This window comes from Actinoplanes sp. NPDC051513, assembly GCF_044454685.1.
Classification (GTDB): Bacteria; Actinomycetota; Actinomycetes; order Mycobacteriales; family Micromonosporaceae; genus Actinoplanes.
Window position 1 is genome coordinate 1,017,955 of record NZ_JBITDW010000001.1, and the last position, 19,587, is coordinate 1,037,541.

Sequence of the window (19,587 nt, forward strand, 5' to 3'; positions counted from 1 at the left end):
GACACGCGCCAATTGTGCGTGATCACCGGGGTGCCGCGTAGTCCAATGGAGCCGTGATCGGAGAGACGCCGCAACCTGGGGAGAAGCCCCCCACCGAGGGCAACCCATGGTCGTTCTCCGATCCCGACCCGGGGTGGTGGCGCGGCGAGACCGACCGCTCACCCACCGAGCCGCCCACCGGCCGGTCCCCGCACGCGCGCCGGCGCACCCCGCAGCACCAGGCGGAGGCCGCCCAGGGCGGCACCGGGACCCTGCTGCCGCCCGAGGAGGCCGGGCCCACACGTACCGGCGAGGCCGGCGGGGCGCACGAGGCCGGCGTCCGCGACACCACGAGGCAATTCGCCGAGACCGCGCCCGTGGAACGCCACCACGACCAGGTGGACGCCCACCGGTACGACCCGCTGCGCCCGGCGGCCGGGCACCGCGCGCGCCGCACCGCCGCCACCGTCGCAGCCGACCAACCTGCCCTGGCGCCCGAAAAGGGCCCCGTGGAGGAGCCGAAGCCCGACTGGGCGGTCGAGACCACCGCCGAGCGAGCGGTCGTCGAGGGAGAGACCGCAGTCGCCGAGGCGGAGGAGCCGGACGTGATGGTGCTGCCCGAGCCCAGCGTCCGCAACCGCCCCACGGTGCCACTCGAGCCGGCCCCACCGCCAGAATCGGCCCCACCGGAGCCGGCCCCAGCGGAGTCCAGGCCGATCGAGCACGGCCCGATACCGCAGACCCGCCGCTCCCATCCCACCGAGCCGCTGCCGCGCGCCACCGGCGACCCGCAGACCGACGCCCGGCTGGAGCGCCTCGAGAACTCGCCGTTCTGGCACACCGACCCCGAGCAGGTCCTCGAGCCACCACCGGACGACCGGCCCGCGCACGCGGTCGGCCGCCGCGGCGCCCGCCGGGCTGCCCCGCGCACCCCGGTCGCCGCCTCCGCCTCGCTGGTCGCGCTGGGCCTGCTCGCCGCGTTCTTCGCCTGGGTCAGCGCCGAGCCGTTCTGGCTGGCCATGGGGCACGGCGACCGCGGCTACGCGACCGTGAGCGCCTGCACCAGCTCGGGCGTCACCCAGCATTGCGCCGGACGGTTCGCCGCCGCCGACGGCCGCTACACGATCAGCCGGGTGACGCTGCTCGGCGTCGGACCCGGCCACCACGTGCCCGGCACCGTCTCGCCGGCGCGCATGGTCAGCCCGGACAGCCCCCGCGCCTACCTGGGCAACACCAGCCCGCTGCTCCAGCTGCGCTGGCTGCTCGGCTTCCTCCTGGTGCTGTTCTGCGGCTACGCCATAGCGGGCGTCACCGGCGCGCGCCGCCTCGAGACCCGGCGGGCCAGACGCGGCGCGGTGCTGGCCAGCCTGGCCGGGCCGATGCTCCTGCTGCTCGGCTTCCTGATCGGCGCCTACTGAGAAGTTTCCTGATCGGCGCCTACTGAGAAGTTTCCTGATCGGCGCCTACTGAGAAGTTTCCTGATCGGCGCCTACTGAGAACCGGCGCCCGTCGAGAACCGGCGCCTACGGTGAACCGTGCACGAGGCTGTAGACCTCGCGCTTCTTGAGGCCGAAATCGCCGGCCACCGCCTGGATCGCGTCGCGGCGGGACGCGCCGGCGGCCTCGCGCTCGGCGACCGCCTCGCGCAGCTCCTCGTCGCTCGGGCGCGGCGGCGGACCGGCCGGCGCGCCCGCCACCACCAGCGTGATCTCGCCACGCGGCTCCCCCTCGGCGGCCCACCGCGCCAGCTCGGCGAGCGTGCCGCGGCGGATCTCCTCGTAGGTCTTGGTCAGCTCCCGGCACACCGCGGCGGGCCGATCGTCGCCGAACGCCGGCACCAGGTCGGCCAGCGCGGCCGCGATGCGGTGCGGCGCCTCGAAGAACACCAGCGTGCGGGGCTCGGCGGCGAGCTCGCGCAGGCGCGATCGGCGATGCGACCCGGAACGCGGGAGGAAGCCCTCGAAGACGAACCGGTCGCTGGGCAGCCCCGACAGTGCCAGGGCCGTGGTCACCGCGCTCGGACCGGGCGCCGCGGTGACCGGGAAACCGGCGTCCAGCGCCGCTCGGACCAGGCGGTAACCGGGGTCGGAGACGCTCGGCATGCCGCCGTCGGTGACCACCGCGACCGTCGCGCCGCGCTCGAGGGCCTCGACCAGCTCGGGCGTACGCCGCTCGTCGTTGCCCTCGAAATAGGACACCACCCGGCCGGTCACGGTCACGCCGAGATCGCGCGCCAGCCGCGCCAGCCGCCGGGTGTCCTCGGCCGCGACCACATCCGCCGAGGCCAGAACCTCGCGCAGCCGGGCCGACGCGTCGCCGATATTGCCCAGCGGCGCCCCGGCGAGCACCACCCGGCCCGGCCCGTTCTCGTTCGCTGCCACGCCCGAAAGTCCATCACACGACGGGACGCGCCGACGGCGGGCATCGCTTCTCAGCGGTACGTCCTAGGATCGCGGGGTGACCACGGCGACAGCTGAGACAGAACTCACTCCGGAGCCACCTCAGGCGGCGGAACCCACCGGCGCACGCGGCGTGCCCGAGATCGTCCGCCGCCGCCTGGCCACCCTCGAGAACTGGCTGAACCCGCATTCATGGGCGGTCACGCTCCTCGTCGTGGTGATCGGGGCGATCCTGCGCTTCCAGAACCTGGGCCAGCCCAAGGGCTACATCTTCGACGAGGTGTATTACCCGACCGACGCGTGGGACCTGATCCACCATGGCGTCGAGTGGGACGAGAAGACCAACGGCCCCGCGTACGTGGTGCACCCGCCGCTGGGCAAGTGGCTGATCGCGCTCGGCGAGCTGATCTTCGGCAACAAGGAGCTGGGCTGGCGGTTCCCCGCCGCGGTCGCCGGCACCCTGATGATCCTCATCCTGATCCGGGTCGCCTACCGACTGTTCCACTCGGTGCTGCTGGCCGGCACGGCCGGACTGCTCATGGCGCTCGACGGCTTCCAGCTGGTGCTGTCGCGCACGTCGCTTCTCGACATCTTCATCGGCCTGTTCGTGCTGGCCAGCTTCGCCGCCATCCTGCTCGACCGCGACCACTACCGCCGCCGGCTGCTGCGCGCGCTGGAAGACGGCTACGCCCCCGGCAAGACCGCCTCGATTCCGCGGATCGTGCCGTGGTGGCTGCTCGTCGCGGGCGTGCTGTTCGGGATGGCCTGCGGGGTGAAGTGGAGCGCGCTGTTCTTCCTGCCGTTCTTCGGCGTGCTGATCCTGGCCTGGCGCTGGCAGGCACGCCGCTCGGCGGGCATCCAGCAGCCGATCGTGGCGGGCATCTTCGGCGACATCGGCTGGGGCATCGTGACCGTCTGGGTCGCTCTGTTCACGTACCTGTCGACGTGGACCGGCTGGTTCGTCACCAACACCGGGTACTTCCGGCACTACCGCGAGGCCAACGGGCTCAGCGAGCCGCCGGTCATCGGGGCGCTGCGCAACCTGTGGCACTACCACGTCGAGGCGTTCAACTTCCACAGCGGGCTGACCGAGCGGCACGTCTACCAGTCCTGGCCGTGGCAGTGGCTTCTGCTCGGCCGGCCGGTCGCCTTCTACTGGAACAACAGCGGCAACTGCGGCGCGCCCAGCTGCGCCCGCGAGATCCTGCTGCTGGGCACACCGATCCTGTGGTGGTCGTTCCTGCCGGCCCTCGCGGCGCTGATCTGGTTCGGCATCGCGCGGCGCGACTGGCGGGCCTGGGCGATCCTCGTGCCGCTGCTCGGCGGGATCCTGCCGTGGTTCTACTACGCGGTGAAGGACGGGCGGACGATGTTCTCGTTCTACGTCCTGCCCGCACTGCCGTTCCTCATCCTCGCGGTCGTCTACGTCCTCGGCGCGATCATGACGCCGTCGACCGGGGTGGTCTCCGGCAAGGGCAGATCCGACCGGCAGTTGATCGGGACGGTGGTGGCGGGCGCCTACGTGGTGCTGGTGGCGCTCTGCTTCGCCTACTTCCACCCGATATTCGTGGGACAACTCATCTCGTACGAGAGCTGGTCGTCACGCATGTGGCTCGGCGGCCGGTGGATTTGAAGGGGCTAGGGGCACCGAGGAATTCAGGGCCCTGCACATAAGGGCGCGCCCCGATCGCCTGCCACGGGGGAAGCGGGCGATAGGGGCGCGCAAGGTGAAGCTTAACGACCTCCGATGTCAGGCACAACGGGTCGCCCACTGAACTTCAAATTTCGATCAAGCCACGCGCCACATCGGACATAACGGTTGTATCACCATAAGATCGACCAATCGCGCCGTGAATTGTTTTCGCGAAAATGGCGCCGAAAGAGTCGTTGATGCGACAGGAAATGCTTCGGCGAATTGGCGTAACCTCAGAGTGCTTTCCATTGTGCTCCTGCTCAGAAGCGACCTTTGCCGAGCAACACACACCGATGCCCATCTGGTCAAACGTCCACACTCATCATTTCGGTTGATTTAGCGATAGCGATCATCCGTCACCCCGTGGAGTGAGTGTCCCCAAGATCGCGATAGATGTTTTTAAGCTCGCCGCGTGACTTCGCAGGAGCCAGATAACCCGCAATTCGTCGAGCGCGACATCCCCGACACCGAGGTGGTGATCCCGGCGGCGCTGCCGGCGCCGGTGTTCGTGGACACCACCGGCCGCCGCAGCCGGCTGCTGCGCCGTCTCGCGTACGGGTTCGGCGGCCTGGTCATGCTCTACGGCGGCCTGATCAGCGTCAGCCTGGCCGGCGGCCCGGTGAAGTCCAGCGCCGTGCTGCCGCTGCCCGGGCTCGAGACCGCCACCGGCAACGACACCAAGGCCCCGGCCCGGCCCGGCTCGACCCCCGCGCCGACGCCGGCCCCGAGCCAGCCGCCGACGCCGGTGTTCCTCACCGATGCCCTGCCGCGCCGCACCGGCGGGGCGAGCACCGTGGCACCGCGCCTCGAATCCACCAAGATCCCGTCGAAGGCGGCGAGGACGACGAGCGCGACCGGCAAGCCGGCCACGACGACCAAGCCCAAGCCGTCCGCCACGACCACCCGGCCGGTCGAGTCGACCACGACAACGCCCGCGACCACGCCGGCCACGACGCCCGCGACCGTCGCGCCGCAGCCGCCGGCCGGCGGGGGCGGCGGAACAACCACCGAGCCCGGCTCCGGCGGACAGGGCGGCGGCTCCTCGGAGTCCTCGGGATCGAACGAGCCGACCGCCGAGTCGACCGGCGCGCCGACCGCCGCGCCGACCAGGACCGCCGCCCCGGAACCGCCCGCGTCGTCCCAGCCGGCGCCCGAGCCTGAGCCCGAGCCCGCCGTCTCCGGGGCCGCTGCGTGATCACCCGCGGCCGGGGCAAGGGCCGCGGCCCCGTCCGCCGCCGGCTCCTGCCCCAGCCCCGCGTCGCCCTGGCCACCCTCCTGCTCGCCGTCTTCGTCGGCGTCCTGGTCGTCCAGGCGTACATCAACGCCGAGTTCACCAGCGACCACGCCGAGACCGAGGTCGGCGACCAGGACGGCGTCCCGCTCGCGATCCGCGGCGGCGGCCCGGTCATCAACACCACCGGCGGCCAGGAGAGCAGCAGCCGGATGCCGGACCACACGATCGCGCTCACCTTCGACGACGGCCCGGACCCCACCTGGACACCGCAGGTCCTGGACGTGCTGGCCGAGAACGACGCGCACGGCACGTTCTTCGTGATCGGCTCCGAGGTGGCCCGGAACCCCGAGCTCACCAGGCGCATCACCGACGGCGGCAACGAGGTCGGCCTGCACACCTTCACCCACCCGAACATGCAGCGGATCGCGCCCTGGCGGCGCACCTTCGAGCTGTCGCAGACCCAGGTCGCGGTCGCCCGCGCCACCGGTGTGCACACCAACCTGGCCCGCTTCCCGTACTCGTCGAAGGCCAACGCCATCGACGACGTGAACTGGAAGCTGGTCAAGGAGGCCGGGAAGCAGGGCTATCTGGTCGTCGTCAACGACATGGACAGCGAGGACTGGCAACGGCCCGGCGTACACCAGATCATCCGCAACGCGACGCCACCCGGCGACACGTCCGCGGTCATCCTGTTCCATGACGCCGGCGGCGACCGCTCGCAGACCGTCCGGGCACTGCGCGAGTTCATCCCGATGATGAAGGCCCGCGGCTACCGGTTCACCACCGTCACCGAGGGCCTCAACCAGAGCATCGCCCAGCGCAACAAGGCCAAGGACGCCACGCCCGTGCCGGCGCTGGAGGAGAACCCGGCCGCGCCGCGGAGCGACGAATGGCGCGGGGCCGCGGTGATCGGGACGGTCCGCGCCGCCGACGGTCTGCTGTGGCTGATCGCGGGCCTGTTCCTGGTGGTCGGGTCGCTCACCATCGGGCGTACGGGACTGTTGCTGCTCCTCGCGACGCGCCACGCCCGGCAGCGCCGCAAGCCCGATTGGAGCTGGGGTCCCCCGGTGACCGACCCCGTGTCGGTGATCGTGCCCGCCTACAACGAGAAGGAGGGCATCGAGGCGGCCGTCCGCTCGCTGGCCGGCGGCGACCACCCGGGCGGGATCGAGGTGGTGGTCGTCGACGACGGCTCCACCGACGGCACCGCCGCGCTGGTCGAGCGGATGGCCCTGCCGGGCGTACGGGTGGTGCGGGTGCCCAACGGCGGCAAGGCGAACGCGCTGAACACCGGCATCGCGCTGGCCAAGCACGACCTGATCGTCACCGTCGACGGCGACACCGTCTTCGAGAAGGACTCGATCCGGATGCTGGTGCAGGCGTTCGCCGACCCGACGGTGGGCGCGGTCGCCGGCAACGTCAAGGTCGGCAACCGGGAGCGGATGGTCGCCGCCTGGCAGCACATCGAGTACGTGATCGGCTTCAACCTCGACCGCCGCCTGTACGAGGTTCTCAACTGCATGCCGACCGTGCCCGGCGCGATCGGCGGGTTCCGCCGCGAGGCCCTCGCCGAGGTCGGCGGGATCAGTGACGAGACGCTGGCCGAGGACACCGACGTCACGATGGCGCTGTGCCGGGCCGGCTGGCGGGTCGTGTACGAGGAGCGCGCCAAGGCCTGGACCGAGGCGCCGGCCACCCTCGAGCAGTTGTACCGGCAGCGCTACCGGTGGAGCTACGGCACCATGCAGGCGATGTGGAAGCACCGCCGGTCGCTGTTCGACTCCGGATCGTCGGGCCGGTTCGGCCGGGTCGGGCTGCCGTTCCTGGCGCTGTTCGGGGTGGCGCTGCCGATGCTCGCCCCGGTCGTCGACGTCATGCTCGTCTACGGCCTGGTGTTCTGGGAGCTGAACGAGACGCTGGTGGCCTGGCTGGGCATGCTCGCGCTGCAGCTGTTCACGGCCGCGGTGGCATTCCGCTTCGACAAGGAATCGATGCGCCCGCTGTGGCGGCTGCCGCTCCAGCAGTTCGCCTACCGGCAGCTGATGTACCTGGTGCTGATGCAGTCGGCGACGACCGCGCTGACCGGCGGCCGGCTGCGCTGGCACAAGCTGCACCGGGCCGGCCTGACGCCGCGCGAGAGCCTTCCCGACCTGCCGCAGGAGCCGGTAGCGCCGGCCCTCGACACGTGGCCGCCCACGATCGGACAGGAGCGGCCGGCGGCGCACCCCGCGGCCGGGCGTGCCGTGGCCCGTCCGGCGGTGCCGGCGCAGGCCCGGCTGGACCCCGAGGACCTTCCGTCAGCCGGCTCGCCCCCGGGTGGCGGCTCCGGCCGGGTCTACACCGGGTAGACGCCGGCCCGCCCGCCCGAACTGCAGCCGGGCGGGCGGGTCGGCGATGAAACCCGGTGCGACTCAGGCGGCCACCAGCTCGGCGATCTGCTCGGCCGACGTCGCCTGCGCGAACGGGAACACGACGTGCAGCGAGGTGCCGTCGCCCGGCCGGTCGGAGAGCGCCACCGTGGCGTGGTGCGCGTCGAGGATCTTCTTCGCCACCGCGAGGCCGCGGTCCGGGCCGGGGATCTCCGACGGGTTCGCGATCGCACCGTAGTAGAGGTGCGGGAACAGATCGGGCCGCGCGCCGCCGGGCAGGTCCATGTCGTCGAGGCGGACGGTCGGGCCCGACTCGATCTCGGTGCCGACCCGCACCCGGCCCCCGACCGGCGTGTACTTCACGGCCGCGAACAGCAGATGGGTGAGCACCTGCTCGAGGCGTACGGGATCGGCGATGATCGGCAAAGCCGGACCACCGGCATGGTTGAGAATCCAGATCTGCTTGGTCGCGGCGATCGGGCGCACCGACTCGACCGCGCGCTGGGTGATCCGGGTCAGGTCGATCTGCCGCATGTGCAGGCTCTCGCTGCCGAAACCGGCCTCCGCCATCGTGTTCAGGTGCTGCAACAGGTCGAGGAAGCCGCGGATGTGCCCGGCCGTCGCCCGGCCGACCAGCTCGGCCATCTCGGCGTCGTGGAAGCCGGTGCTGCCCAGCTTGTCCAGATAGGACGAGATCAGCCGCAGTGGCGCCCGCAAGTCGCCGCCGACCAGCCCGGCGAGATCGTCCTTGCGGCGTTCCAGCTCCTGCAGCCGGGCCGTGGTGCTGGCCAGCGCGATCGCGTGCCGGCGCAGCTCGATCTGCGAGGTGACCTGGCGGGCCAGCGCGCGCAGCGCCTGCTGCTGCTCGACGTCGAGGCTGCGCGGCTTCTTGTCCATCACGCAGAGCGTGCCGAGCGCGTACCCGTCGGAGGTGATCAGGGGCGAGCCGGCATAGAACCGGATGCCGCCCTCCATGTCCACCGACGGGTTGTCCGAGAACCGGGCGTCCTTGGTGGCGTCGGGGACGACCAGCAGGTCACGGCCGAGTATCGCGTGCGCGGAGAACGACAGGTCGCGCGAGGTCTCGGTGAGGTCGGTGCCGACCCGGGCCTTGAACCACTGGCGGTCGGTGTCGACCAGGGTGACCAAGGACATCGGCGTACCGCACACACTCGACGCGAGCGCCACGATGTCGTCGAAATCCTGTTCGGGCGCGCTGTCGAGGATGTCGAGCGCGTACAGGGCGCCGAGACGATCGATTTCGTTGTCGGGCAGGGGAGCTTGCATGCGTCACCTCCGAAGACTTGCTCCAGAGATACCACCCGAAAGTAGCATTTTTCGGATTTCACGAAACAAAAACGTCTGATCTATGTCTGTGCCAAGATTGATCGTTTTCAATCCGCACCATAGTTACGCTGGGTGAAATCATCCGATCATCCAGTTTCCCTTGACGATCATCCGAGTCTCTGGTCCCACTCTCGACGTCGATCAAGTTTAGGACCACTCTGTGAGCGCCCCCACACCATCGTGCAAGGATGCTCGATGTCTTACGCGAATCCCCCGCAGGGATACCCTCCCTCGCCCGACCGTTGGCCGCCTGCCGGTGAGCAGGGGCCCCGGCATGCGGGCGGGCAGCCGCCCGCCTGGACACCGCCACATCAACCGCAACACCCGCAACAGCCACAGCAGCCGTCCTGGGCGCAGCCGCCGAGCTGGGCGCCGCCCGTACAGGGGCAGCCTGTCTCGCCGCCGCAGCTTCCGATGCGGCCCCAATGGGAGCCGGCGCAGTCCCCTTCGGACTGGCAGCAGGCCCCGCTGCCCCAACGGGAGGTTCCGCCGCCGCCCCAGCGGTCGGGCTTCTCCGCCTCGTACGCGGTGCTCATCGGCGTCGTGGTCCTGGTTCTCGGCTTCGGCGCGTACTACCTGTTCGGACGCAACTCGGGAACCGGCTTCGACGTCAAGGTGACCAAGTGCAACGCCAGCGGCAGCGTCGCCACCATCGGCCTCGAGGTGCACAACCGCAGCTCCGACACGCAGACCGCGACGATCCGCGTCGAATACCACGACGGGGCCGGCAAGCTGCTCGACACCGACACGGCGCTGGTGCGCGACATCGGGTCGGGTGACACCGAGAGCGTCGACCAGAGCACGATCCTCGACACGAACGCGGACGCGTCGATGACCTGCAAGGTCACCGCGGTCGCCTGATCACCCCTTCACCAGGCCGTCCAGCCTCCGTCGATCACGAGATTCGCACCGGTGACGTAGCTGGTGCGCGGAGAGGCGAGGTAGAGCACCGAGGTGGCGATCTCGGCCGGGTCGCCGACCCTGCCGAGCGGGTTCTGCCGGCCGAGCCGGGCCAGCAGCTCGGGGTCGCCGCCGCCCGGGAACGCGCCGGGCGTCAGGCAGTTCACCCGCACGCCGGCCGGGCCCAGCTCCACCGCGGCGTACCGGGCGAGCTGCACCAGGCCCGCCTTGACCGCGCCGTAGAAGGGCGGATTGCCGCCCTCGGGCGTGTCGTACAGAAACGGTTTGGGGCTGACCAGCCCGTACATCGAGGCGACGGCGATCACCGACGGCGAGCTGTAGGCGGCCGTGGTGACCAGCAGGTCACGGGTCGCGTCCAGCAGCCGCTGGAAGGCGGACAACGCCAGGTCGGCGGCCTCCAGGTAGTCGGAGGGCTTCGCCGTGCGCAGCGAGCCGGCCTTGCCGACATGCGCGTTGTGCACGAGCACGTCGAGGCGGCCGCTCTCGTCCCTGATTCGCGCGCCGAGCGCGGCGACGTCCTCGTCGACGGTCACGTCGCATCTCATCGCCGGGCAGTTCCATTCGCTCGCCAGGGAGTCCAGCTTGCCCTGGTCGCGTCCCACCAGCCAGACAGTCGCTCCGGCGCCGGCCAGGGCCTCGGCCATCACCCGGCCGAGCCGTCCGGTGGCCCCGGTGACGACCGCGACCTTGCCGTCGAGGCCGAAGAGATCGTTCGGCGTGATCATTTCGACCACCGGCTCGGGTCGAGCAGCTCCACCGGCATCTCGGGCAGCGCGGCCAGGACCTGCTCGCGCTGGCCGGCGGTGAGCGGCTCGCGGTCGATCAGCTCGGCGTTGGCGCGCAGCTGCTCCTCGGTCTCGGCGCCGACCACCAGCGAGGTCACCCAGGGCAGCGAGAACAGGTAGGCAAGGCACAGGTCGGCGCGTCCCTCGCGGCCGAAATCGGCCGCGAGCTTGTCCAGCGTCGCGACGACGGCGTCGCGGTCGCCGTCCGGCAGGTGCGGCCAGGTCACCGAGGTCCCGGCGACAAGCAAACCTTGCAGGTACGCGCTCCGCACGGTCACCACGAGCTCGGGCCGTGCGGCCAGATCGATGTCGAGCCACCGCCGATCGAGGATGTTGCAGGGCAGCTGGACGTACCCCAGGTCGGGCAGGTCGAGCACCCGTCGCAGCTCGTCGGGTGACTGCACGGAGACGCCGACCCGATCGGCCTCCCCGGTGTCCAGGCACTTCCGCAGCTCGCTCCAGCTCACGCCGGCGTCGGCCGCGCGGTGCAGCAGGATCGTCAGCGGCCCGGTGGCGCGCAGGGCGGCCCGGCTGGCGTCGACCCCGGCCCGCACGTCCCCGCCCGGCGCCACCTTGGTGATCACCGAGAGGCCGTGGTCGACGGCGCCGATGCGCTGCTCGCTGTCGCCGTACGCGCGGGCCGTGTCGATGTGGGTGACGCCGAGCTCGCGGGCGGTGGCCAGGATGCGTTCACTTGCGGTCTCGCCGGGCACGCCGGTGCGGTTGGCGATGCCGTACGCGCCGCCGAACTGGGCCGTGCCGAGCACCAGCGCCGACTGCGAATAGTCGCCGCGCTGCCGTGTTCTCATGGGCCACACTTCCCGTTAATCCGCAGTTCAACGTGCCTGCGCGCGCCGAGCCCGCCTCGGCGCCCGCGCTACGATTCAGCGCCGGAACCGAACGTATTCCGGGCGGTTTTCCCGCGGGATCTCGGGGTCGGTGAGGGCATGCATCACGCGAACTACTACTACGGCCACGCCCACGTGCTGGCCAAGTACTGCGCGCTGCCCGAGCCGCTGCATCCGCCGCGCATCCAGGGTTACCTCCAGCACGGGTGGAACATCGGCGACGGCCTCGCCCCCGGCGTGCCGTTCGTCGAGGGCAGCCCGCTGCTGGTCTGGTCCGAGCAGGTGCGCCGCCGCGCCTGGTCCCAGGGCCGGCGCGACGCGGTGGTGGTCGGCTCGCCGTTCGCGTACCTGCTCGAGATGGAGCCTATCGCCACGGAAGACGAGCGCGAGGGCACGATCTTCTACCCGTTCCACGGCTGGGAGGGTCAGGAGGTGATGGGCGACCACCGCCGCCTCATCGCCGAGCTCAAGGCCCACGAGTCCGGCCCCGTCACGGTCTGTCTGTACTGGAACGAGCACCGGGTCAAGGCGATCCGCCGGCTGTACGAGAAGGCCGGCTTCCGCGTCATCTGCCACGGCTACCGCGGCTTCTGGTGGCGCGACCACGACCGCGGGTTCCTGGTGCGCCAGCTCGCCGAGCTGCGGCGTCACCGCCGCGTCGTCTCCAACCGCCTGTGCAGCGCGATCTGGTACGGCCTGCTGGCCGGTTGCCAAGGCGCGGTCTACGGCGACCCGATGGTCCTCGACAACGCCGACCCGACCTTCGGCGGCGAGCCCCGCCTGCGCCGGCAGTGGCCCGAGGTGTACGGCCACGACCCCGACCCGACGGCGGCCCGCCAGATCGCCCGAGCCGAGCTGGGTGCCGACGAGCTGGCCACCCCCGAAGAGCTGCGCACCTTGCTCGGCTGGCCGGTCGCGGAGCGGTCGCTCACCCGGGCGTAAGGCCTGTCCACTCACCGGGGCGTATGGCCTGTCCAATCGCCCTGCGGATCGCCCGATTTGCCGCGCTCGCCCGGCAATTCAGCCCAGCGGTTCGCCCACTCGTCGAGCGGCCCGAGCGCCCGCCCGAGGTCCTTCCCGAGCGGCGTCAGCTCGTACCCCTCATTGCCGCCCAGCGCGAGCCCGCTCCCGGTGAGCTCCCCGAGCCGCTGGTAAAGCACGCTCGACGACAACCCTTCGCAGCGAGCCAGCAGCGCACGCGCGCCCACCGGCCCGTCCCGCAACTCCCAGATCAGCCGCAGCGCCCAGCGGCGCCCCAGCAGATCCATCGCCGCCATGATCGGCCGCCCGGTCGTGGAGCCACGAACCGGCCTCCCCGGAAGCGGAACCGGCATACCCTCCTCCTTGCGTTTCGTTTTCAGAAACACTAACGTCCGTTTCGGAATCCGAAACAGGAGGGGTCATGTCACGCATCGCCACACTCGAACCGCCGTACACCGAGGAAGCCGGCGCCCTGCTGGCCGCCATGATGCCGCCCGGCGTCCCGCCGATCGCCCTGTTCCGCCTGTTCGCCCGCAACCTGCCGATGACCAGCGCCATGCACGCGTGGGGCCGTTACGAACTGGGCCGCGACCTAACCCTGACCATGCGCCAGCGCGAGATAGTCATCGACCGCACCTGCGCCCGCTGCGGCTGCGAGTACGAGTGGTCCGTACACGCCCAGACGTTCGGCACCCGGGTAGCCCTGACCCCCGACCAGCACCATGCCCTGGTCCACGGCGCCTCCACCGACCCCTGCTGGCCCGACGACACCGAGCGCCTGCTGATCGAGGCCGTGGACGCTCTGCACGACACCAGCGACATCGACGACAAGCTGTGGGCACGCCTGACCAAGGCCTTCGACGACCCCCAGCTGATCGACCTGCTGCTGCTATGCGGCTGGTACCACGCGATCAGCTTCGTGGCCCGAGCCACCCGCCTCCCGCTGGAGCCAGGCGCTCCCCACATCCCATGACAGAAGCGCAACCACCAGACGGAAGCGCAACCACCAGACGGAAGCGCAACCACCAGACGGAAGCGCAACCACCAGACGGAAGCGCAACCACAGCATCGCGGGGCGTCCGGGGGCTCGGCCCCCCGGAGCAGATATGACGAGGCGACCCTGTTCGCGCTTTCCGCGAACACAGGCCGCCTATCGACTCGTGGAGCTGAGGGGATTTGAACCCCTGACCCCCTCGATGCGAACGAGGTGCGCTACCAGTCTGCGCCACAGCCCCGCCGACGGACACTGTCCGTCGAACAGCAGCAAGGCTAACAGGTCAGCCCGTCAGCCCGCGAACCGACCCCCGCCCCCAGCCTCGTACGCCCGCCCTCGCAACCCACCGGCGCGACGATACGAAACCGACGCCGCCGCAGGCAGCTCGGACGGATCTCGATCAAGCCCCATCGCGGCCCGCCGCACGGCTTCCCGCTGCGCCGCCAGCCTCCGCTGGGCCTCCCGCCGGGCCGCCGCCCGCCGTGCCTGCTCCCGCCGAACCTCGGCCTGCCGAGCGGCCAGCCACGCGGCCTCGCGAGCCTCGACCCGCCGCCGACGCCGGTCGGCCAGCGCCCGGTTCCGCAGATGCACCAGATAGAGCGCCAGCAGCGACCCGGTAACCGCGAACCCGATCCAGAACCCCGGCCCGACCGTCAGCACCCCCACCAGCTCGATCACGTTGAGCAGCAGGAGCGCCGCGAAGACCCGCCGGCGCCGGACCACCGCCGGCGTGTGCCGCCGGGTCGGGATGCGTCGCGGCGGCCGCTTGCCGGTGACCAGGCGGAGGCGGCGCTGCGGCGCGGGCGGCGCGGAAGTCGGGACGAGCACCGTAACCGTCACGGCCCGTCCGGGGTTGATCGGTCGGCGTCCGGGCACGGTGCGGCGACGGCGGCGGCGCTGCAGCACCCGCGCCGTCGACGACGCCCGCTCCGCGGCCAGGCGCTCGGTGGCGTCGTACCGGCGCACGAGCGCGGGCGCGAGAGCGAGCAGACCGGCCGCGGCGAGGACGGCGAGGAGCACCGAGGTCGGCACCCTCACCCCTCCCGTCAGCTACGGGCGGCCCGCATTAGCGGTAACACAGGCGGACCGCAAGACCCAATCTCCCCGAGGCTACGGGCGGGAGCTGCGGAAATGCGCGCGCCGCGCCGGGCGCGTCACGCTGCGAAGATCGAAGGTTCAAGCACGTACGCGTCGCCAGCGGGCCAGCAGACCGCCCTCGGCGGCCACCTCCTCGCTGGTCAGCGCGTATCCAAGATGGTCACGCCACGCGCCGTCGATGTGCATGTACCGCTGGTGGTAGGCCTCCTCGCGGAAGCCGAGCTTCTCCACCACCCGCCGGGACGGCCCGTTCTCGGGGCGGATGTTGACCTCGATGCGGTGCAGCCCGCCGGGGCCGAAGGCGTGGTCGACCGCGAGCGCCAGCGCCGTGGGGATGACGCCCCGGCCGGCCACCCGGGCGTCGACCCAATAGCCCGCGTACGCGGAGCTGAACGCCCGTCGCACGATGTTGCCCAGATTGATGTGCCCGACGAGCCGATCGTCGAGGCAGACCGCGAACGGCATGCTGTCGCCGCGCCGGGCGGCCCGCTTCATGTCCGAATACACGTACGCGTATGCGCGGGTCGAGTTCATCTCGGACCAGGGACCGGGCGGCGACGACTCCCACGGCGCGAGCCATTTCTGGTTGGCGATGCGCACCTCGGACCAGGCCCGCGCGTCGCTGCGCTTGTACGGCCGCAGCAGCACAGCGCCGTCCGCCAGCACAGCAGGCCATCCGGGCGTGGAGCCCAGCATCATGGCCGCCGGCCGAAAAAGGACATCATCGCCTCCGGTCGAGGAGCAACACGTCCACGGTCGAGCCGGCGGCCGCCGTGGTGACCCGCTCGCCGAGGACCAGAAGTCCGTTGGCCTCGGCAAGGCCGGAGAGAGTGTACGGCCCACCGGCGAGAGGCTGCACCGTGTAACCACCGCCGCGCCGCTCGGCCACGTGGGCGGGGCGGAACTCGCGCAGGCCGCCGGGCGAGGAGACCGTCTCCAGCAAGTGGGCCTTGACGCTGGGGCGGAACACCGGCTCGGCGCCGGCGAGGAGCTGGATGACCGGGCGGGCCAGGACCTCGAAGCCGATCAGGGCGGCGCCGGGCTCGCCGGGCAGGCAGACGACCGGCACCTCCTCGCCGCCGACGGTGCCGAACCCGAGGGTCGCGCCGGGGCAGAGGGCCACGTCGGTGAACTCGACCACGCCGCGGCCGGGGTCGCGCCGGGAGAGGACGCGCCGGAGCATGTCGCCCGGGCCGGTGCCGGTGCCGCCGGTCGTGATGATCAGATCGGCCCGGAGAGTCTGGTCTTCCAGCAGGCCACGCAGGCCTTCCGGGTCGTCGTCGCAGATGCCGATCCGGTACGCGAGCGCGCCCGCCTCGACCGCGGCGGCGGTGAGCGCGTGTGAGTTCGCGTCGACGACCTGCCCGGGCTGGCTGGGCCGGCCCACGTCGACGAGTTCGTCGCCGGTGGCCACGACCACGACCCGGGGGCTGGGCCGCACGATCACGTGCCCGATCCCGGACGCCGCGAACGTGGCCACCATCGCGGGTGTGACGTACGTGCCCGCGGAGGCGAGGAGCTGACCGGCGGCCAGCTCCTCACCCGTACGCCTGACTCCTGACCCGCGTTTGGGCGCGTGCAGGATCTCGACCGCGGCCATGCCCTGGTCGGTCCAATGCACCGGCACGACCACGTCGGTGCCGATCGGCAGCGGCGCGCCGGCCGCCACCGAGAAGCAGGTGCCGGGGGTGAGCCGCACGGGACGCCAGCTGGCCGCGCCGAGGTCGCCGACGACGTTGAGCCGCACCGGCCGCGGCCCGCCCTCGAACCGCCCGAAGGACGGGTGCGAGCCGACCCGGCCGGCCGACGCGAGGTCTTCCCACCGGGCCGCGTATCCGTCGATCGCGGCCTGGTCGAAGGCGGGGTAGGGGTGCGGCGCGAGCACATCGCCGGCGAGGACGTTGCCGTGCGCCTGGGTGAGGTCGAGGTCGAGCGGAGGCAGCGCCCGCAACCTGCGCAGCACGCTGCCCAGGTATTCGGCGAGAGGCATCAGCTCGTTGGCGGCCGCCTCGGCATCGGCCGTCGCCGTCATCCCTTCGCACCGCCGGCGACGAACTCGGCGAGCCACTCACGGAACTCCTCGCCGAGGTCGGCGCGCTTGCTCGCCAACATCACCACTGCTTGAAGGTAGCCCAGAGGCATGCCGGTGTCGTAGCGGTGACCGCGGTAGACGATGCCGTGCACCGGCACGCCGTCGGCGAGGAGCTGCGCCATCGCGTCGGTCAGCTGGATCTCGCCGCCGCTGCCGGGCTTGGTGTTGTCGATCGCCTCGAAGACCGAGCTGGGCAGGATGTAACGGCCGAGGACGGCCAGGTTGCTCGGCGCCTCGTCGGGCGCGGGCTTCTCGACCAGGCCCGTCACCTCGACGATGTCGTCACCGAAGGAAGAGGGCGCCACCGAGGCGATGCCGTACCGCGAGGTCTCCGAAGGCTTGACCTCCATGAAGGCGAGGACGATGCCGCCGGTCCGCGCCTGGAGGTCGAGCATGTCCGGCAGCAGGGGCTTGTCTTCCTCGACGAACTCGTCGCCGAGCAGCACCGCGAACGCGTTGTCGCCGACGTGCGAGGCGGCGGTGCCGACCGCGTGGCCCAGGCCGAGCGGCTCGCCCTGGCGGCAGGTGTAGATGTCGGCCAGCTCGCTGGTGCGGCGCACGGCGGCGAGCCGCTCGAGGTCGCCCTTCTCCTCGAGGCGCTGCTCGACGTCGGGGCGGCGGTCGAAGTGGTCCACCATGGAGGTCTTGCCGCGGCCGGTCACCAGCAGCACGTCCGTGATGCCGGCGGCCGCCGCCTCCTCCACGATGTATTGGAGGACGGGCCGGTCCACCACCGGCAGCAGTTCCTTGGGCACCGCCTTGGTCGCCGGCAGGAACCGGGTGGCCAGACCGGCCGCGGGAATGACGGCCTTGACCGCTCGGCGGCCGGTCGCATGCGCGTTCGGGGTCATCGAGGTCACCGCACCTTCGCTCAGATCGTGCCCGGGTATGTCGTGAGACTATCGGCCGTGCGCCTGGCGCGGCGGCTGCGGCCCACCGGTGGGCACGCCCCTCGCCGGGTCGGCGAGCCGGTAGGTGTCGCGCCCCGCGTTCTTCGCCGCGTACAAGGCGTCGTCCGCGGCTTGCAGCACCCGCTGCGCGTCGGCGCCGTGCTCGGGGTAGACCGCGATCCCGATCGAGACCGTGACCGGGATCGCGCCGCGCCCCTCGATCGGCACCAGCCGGTCGCGCACCACGGCGCCCAGTCGCTCGGCCACGATCGCCCCGCCGTACGCGTCGGTCTCCGGCAGCAGCACCACGAACTCCTCCCCGCCCTGGCGGAACGCCACGTCGACCTCGCGCAGCCCGATCCGGATGCGGCGGGCGAACTCGCCCAGCACCGCGTCACCGGCCGCGTGCCCGTACGTGTCGTTGACCTCCTTGAAGTGGTCGAGGTCGAGCACCAGCACCGCCAGCATCCGGCCGAACCGGCTCGCCCGCTCCACCTCCCGGCGCAACGATTCCCGCAGATAACGGTAATTCCACAGTCCGGTGAGCGGGTCGGTAAGCGAGAGCCGCTGCGCCTCCTCGTGCACCCGCACGTTGTGCACGGCGACCCCGGCCTGCCCGGCGAAGGTGCGCAGCGTGCGCAGGTCGGCGTCGTCGAAGTCGTCCCCGCCGACCCGGTCGTAGAGGGCGAGCACGCCGAGCGTGGCGGGCGTCGGCTCGCTGGGCAGCAGCGGGTCGTCGACGGCCACGGGAGCGCGGATCGGCACGGCCACGTAAGTGCGGCACGGCGGCTCGACCGAGGCGATCTCTCCGTGTCCCCGTCGCGACTCGCCCGCCGCCGCGACCGCGCCCAGCACGCCCGAGCCGACCGGCAACCGCATCGTCGCGAGCTTGTCGTCGGGCAGGTCCCAGGCGCCGGTCAGCCCGATCGCGCAGCGCGCCACGAGATGACCGCCGGCCGGGTCGAGCAGCAGCACGAGTCCCGAGCGGGCGCCGGTCGCGGCGAGCGCGGTCCGCAGGATGACCTGGAGGATCCGGTCGACGTCGTGGGTGCTGGACAGGGTCTCGCCGAGGATCGCGAGGTGGCCGCGGAGCTGGTCGCGGCTGGCGGTGAGCGCCTGCACGTACGCCTTGAGCTCGCGCGTCATCCGGTTGAACGTGGCGGCCAGCCGGCCGAGCTCGTCGGGCCGCACGATCGGCACCCGAGTGTCGAGATCGCCACCGGCCACCTGGTCGGCCGCCCACGCCAGATCGCCCAGCGGCCGGGTGGTGGTGTGCGCCAGCCAGCGCGCCACCAGCACCGACGCGAGGGCGGCCGCGCAGACGACGGCGAGCAGCACGGCGTACAGGAAAAGGGGTTTGCTCTTGGTGATGGTGAGCGTGAGCGGCAGCGGCTGGCCCGGCCCCACGCCCAGCTCGCGACCGCCGGGCCGGTGATGGCTACCGAGGGTGACGCGTGCGCCGCTGGCGGCGGCGAGGCGGGTGAGGAAGGCTTCGTCGACGGATTGCGCCGCGGTGATCTGCTGGGTGCCGACGGTGGCGGTGGCGACGATCGCGGAGGTGGTGGTGCCGGTCGGAGCGGCGCAATCACCGGTTCGGGACGGTTTGGACTCCTCGCCGGACTGGCCGGAGAATATCCGGATATCACTGGCCAGACCGCGGGCGATCAGCTGGCGCGCCACCGGCGATCGATCATCGGCGGGCACGACCGCGACCGCGTCCGCCGCAGCCTGAAGCTGTCGGCAGATGGCGGAGATTCCGGTACGCAGGGTGGTCGCGGCATGATCGAGTCGCTCGGCCGCCCGATCCCGGCTCACGGTGGTGACGGTCAGGGCGACGAAGATGGACCCGAGCAGGACCGGACCGAGAACGACCACCAGGAAGGCGGCGGTCAGCCGGCCACGTAGCGTCACGCATCCTCCCGGAAATGGCCCTCTTTGGAGCGATGCTGACATAGTG

18 protein-coding genes and 1 tRNA gene are annotated in these 19,587 nt (G+C 71.6%); 7 read left to right on the forward strand and 12 right to left on the reverse strand.

The features are described from left to right. Nucleotides 1-53: 53 nt before the first annotated feature. Complete coding sequence (locus tag ACIA5D_RS04935; RefSeq protein WP_396028483.1) at nucleotides 54-1,397, forward strand: hypothetical protein; 1,344 nt, start codon at nucleotides 54-56, stop codon at nucleotides 1,395-1,397. 105 nt (nucleotides 1,398-1,502) lie between these two features. On the opposite strand, the gene rsmI is transcribed toward ACIA5D_RS04935, so the two are convergent. Next, entirely contained in the window at nucleotides 1,503-2,360 is an 858-nt protein-coding gene (rsmI, locus tag ACIA5D_RS04940) for a 16S rRNA (cytidine(1402)-2'-O)-methyltransferase (RefSeq protein ID WP_396028484.1), read from the reverse strand. Between the two features lie 76 nt (nucleotides 2,361-2,436). On the opposite strand from rsmI, the gene ACIA5D_RS04945 reads away from it, so the two are divergent. After that, complete coding sequence (locus ACIA5D_RS04945) at nucleotides 2,437-4,011, forward strand: dolichyl-phosphate-mannose--protein mannosyltransferase (protein WP_396028485.1); 1,575 nt, start codon at nucleotides 2,437-2,439, stop codon at nucleotides 4,009-4,011. Between the two features lie 145 nt (nucleotides 4,012-4,156). On the opposite strand, the gene ACIA5D_RS04950 is transcribed toward ACIA5D_RS04945, so the two are convergent. Continuing rightward, nucleotides 4,157-4,372, reverse strand: a complete 216-nt coding sequence (locus tag ACIA5D_RS04950) for a hypothetical protein (protein WP_396028486.1) — start codon at nucleotides 4,370-4,372, stop codon at nucleotides 4,157-4,159. Nucleotides 4,373-4,483: 111 nt separating this feature from the next. Between ACIA5D_RS04950 and ACIA5D_RS04955 the strand changes: the two genes are divergently transcribed. After that, nucleotides 4,484-5,266, forward strand: a complete 783-nt coding sequence (locus ACIA5D_RS04955) for a hypothetical protein (protein ID WP_396028487.1) — start codon at nucleotides 4,484-4,486, stop codon at nucleotides 5,264-5,266. Further along, a complete protein-coding gene (locus ACIA5D_RS04960) occupies nucleotides 5,266-7,653 on the forward strand; it encodes a bifunctional polysaccharide deacetylase/glycosyltransferase family 2 protein (protein WP_396028601.1) in 2,388 nt (795 codons plus the stop codon). The genes ACIA5D_RS04955 and ACIA5D_RS04960 overlap by 1 nt, the downstream gene beginning before the upstream one ends. Nucleotides 7,654-7,716: 63 nt before the next feature. Here the strand turns inward: ACIA5D_RS04960 and ACIA5D_RS04965 are convergent, their stop codons facing one another. Then, a complete protein-coding gene (locus ACIA5D_RS04965) occupies nucleotides 7,717-8,961 on the reverse strand; it encodes a GAF domain-containing protein (protein ID WP_396028488.1) in 1,245 nt (414 codons plus the stop codon). Between the two features lie 474 nt (nucleotides 8,962-9,435). On the opposite strand from ACIA5D_RS04965, the gene ACIA5D_RS04970 reads away from it, so the two are divergent. After that, nucleotides 9,436-9,882, forward strand: a complete 447-nt coding sequence (locus tag ACIA5D_RS04970) for an FxLYD domain-containing protein (RefSeq protein ID WP_396028489.1) — start codon at nucleotides 9,436-9,438, stop codon at nucleotides 9,880-9,882. An 8-nt stretch (nucleotides 9,883-9,890) separates the two neighbouring features. Here ACIA5D_RS04970 and ACIA5D_RS04975 read toward each other — a convergent pair whose 3' ends face one another. Next, the gene (locus tag ACIA5D_RS04975) at nucleotides 9,891-10,667 is read right to left on the reverse strand and encodes an SDR family NAD(P)-dependent oxidoreductase (RefSeq protein ID WP_396028490.1); all 777 of its coding nucleotides are present in this window, start codon (nucleotides 10,665-10,667) and stop codon (nucleotides 9,891-9,893) included. Continuing rightward, a complete protein-coding gene (locus ACIA5D_RS04980) occupies nucleotides 10,664-11,536 on the reverse strand; it encodes an aldo/keto reductase (protein ID WP_396028491.1) in 873 nt (290 codons plus the stop codon). Before ACIA5D_RS04980 ends, ACIA5D_RS04975 begins: the two co-directional genes overlap by 4 nt. A 138-nt stretch (nucleotides 11,537-11,674) precedes the next feature. Here ACIA5D_RS04980 and ACIA5D_RS04985 point away from each other — a divergent pair, with 138 nt between their 5' ends. Next, the gene (locus ACIA5D_RS04985; RefSeq protein ID WP_396028492.1) at nucleotides 11,675-12,517 is read left to right on the forward strand and encodes a hypothetical protein; all 843 of its coding nucleotides are present in this window, start codon (nucleotides 11,675-11,677) and stop codon (nucleotides 12,515-12,517) included. Between the two features lie 11 nt (nucleotides 12,518-12,528). Here ACIA5D_RS04985 and ACIA5D_RS04990 read toward each other — a convergent pair whose 3' ends face one another. Next, on the reverse strand, nucleotides 12,529-12,843 hold the full coding sequence (locus tag ACIA5D_RS04990; RefSeq protein WP_396028493.1) for a winged helix-turn-helix transcriptional regulator: 315 nt from the start codon (nucleotides 12,841-12,843) through the stop codon (nucleotides 12,529-12,531). Between the two features lie 134 nt (nucleotides 12,844-12,977). On the opposite strand from ACIA5D_RS04990, the gene ACIA5D_RS04995 reads away from it, so the two are divergent. Then, nucleotides 12,978-13,529 carry a carboxymuconolactone decarboxylase family protein gene (locus ACIA5D_RS04995; RefSeq protein ID WP_396028494.1) on the forward strand — a complete coding sequence of 184 codons (552 nt, stop codon included), beginning with the start codon at nucleotides 12,978-12,980 and terminating at the stop codon, nucleotides 13,527-13,529. A 188-nt stretch (nucleotides 13,530-13,717) separates the two neighbouring features. On the opposite strand, the gene ACIA5D_RS05000 is transcribed toward ACIA5D_RS04995, so the two are convergent. From ACIA5D_RS05000 to ACIA5D_RS05025, 6 genes are all read right to left on the reverse strand, one after another. Further along, nucleotides 13,718-13,791: transfer RNA gene (locus ACIA5D_RS05000), tRNA-Ala, on the reverse strand. A gap of 50 nt (nucleotides 13,792-13,841) precedes the next feature. Continuing rightward, nucleotides 13,842-14,582 carry a hypothetical protein gene (locus tag ACIA5D_RS05005; protein WP_396028495.1) on the reverse strand — a complete coding sequence of 247 codons (741 nt, stop codon included), beginning with the start codon at nucleotides 14,580-14,582 and terminating at the stop codon, nucleotides 13,842-13,844. A 144-nt stretch (nucleotides 14,583-14,726) separates the two neighbouring features. Beyond that, nucleotides 14,727-15,347 carry a GNAT family N-acetyltransferase gene (locus ACIA5D_RS05010; RefSeq protein WP_396028496.1) on the reverse strand — a complete coding sequence of 207 codons (621 nt, stop codon included), beginning with the start codon at nucleotides 15,345-15,347 and terminating at the stop codon, nucleotides 14,727-14,729. A gap of 22 nt (nucleotides 15,348-15,369) precedes the next feature. Further along, a complete protein-coding gene (gene glp / locus ACIA5D_RS05015) occupies nucleotides 15,370-16,680 on the reverse strand; it encodes a gephyrin-like molybdotransferase Glp (protein WP_396028497.1) in 1,311 nt (436 codons plus the stop codon). Beyond that, nucleotides 16,677-17,591 (reverse strand): UTP--glucose-1-phosphate uridylyltransferase, encoded by a 915-nt coding sequence (locus ACIA5D_RS05020; protein ID WP_396028498.1) that lies wholly within the window; start codon nucleotides 17,589-17,591, stop codon nucleotides 16,677-16,679. The genes glp and ACIA5D_RS05020 overlap by 4 nt, the downstream gene beginning before the upstream one ends. A gap of 48 nt (nucleotides 17,592-17,639) precedes the next feature. Then, a complete protein-coding gene (locus ACIA5D_RS05025; protein WP_396028499.1) occupies nucleotides 17,640-19,541 on the reverse strand; it encodes a diguanylate cyclase in 1,902 nt (633 codons plus the stop codon). Nucleotides 19,542-19,587: the final 46 nt, after the last annotated feature.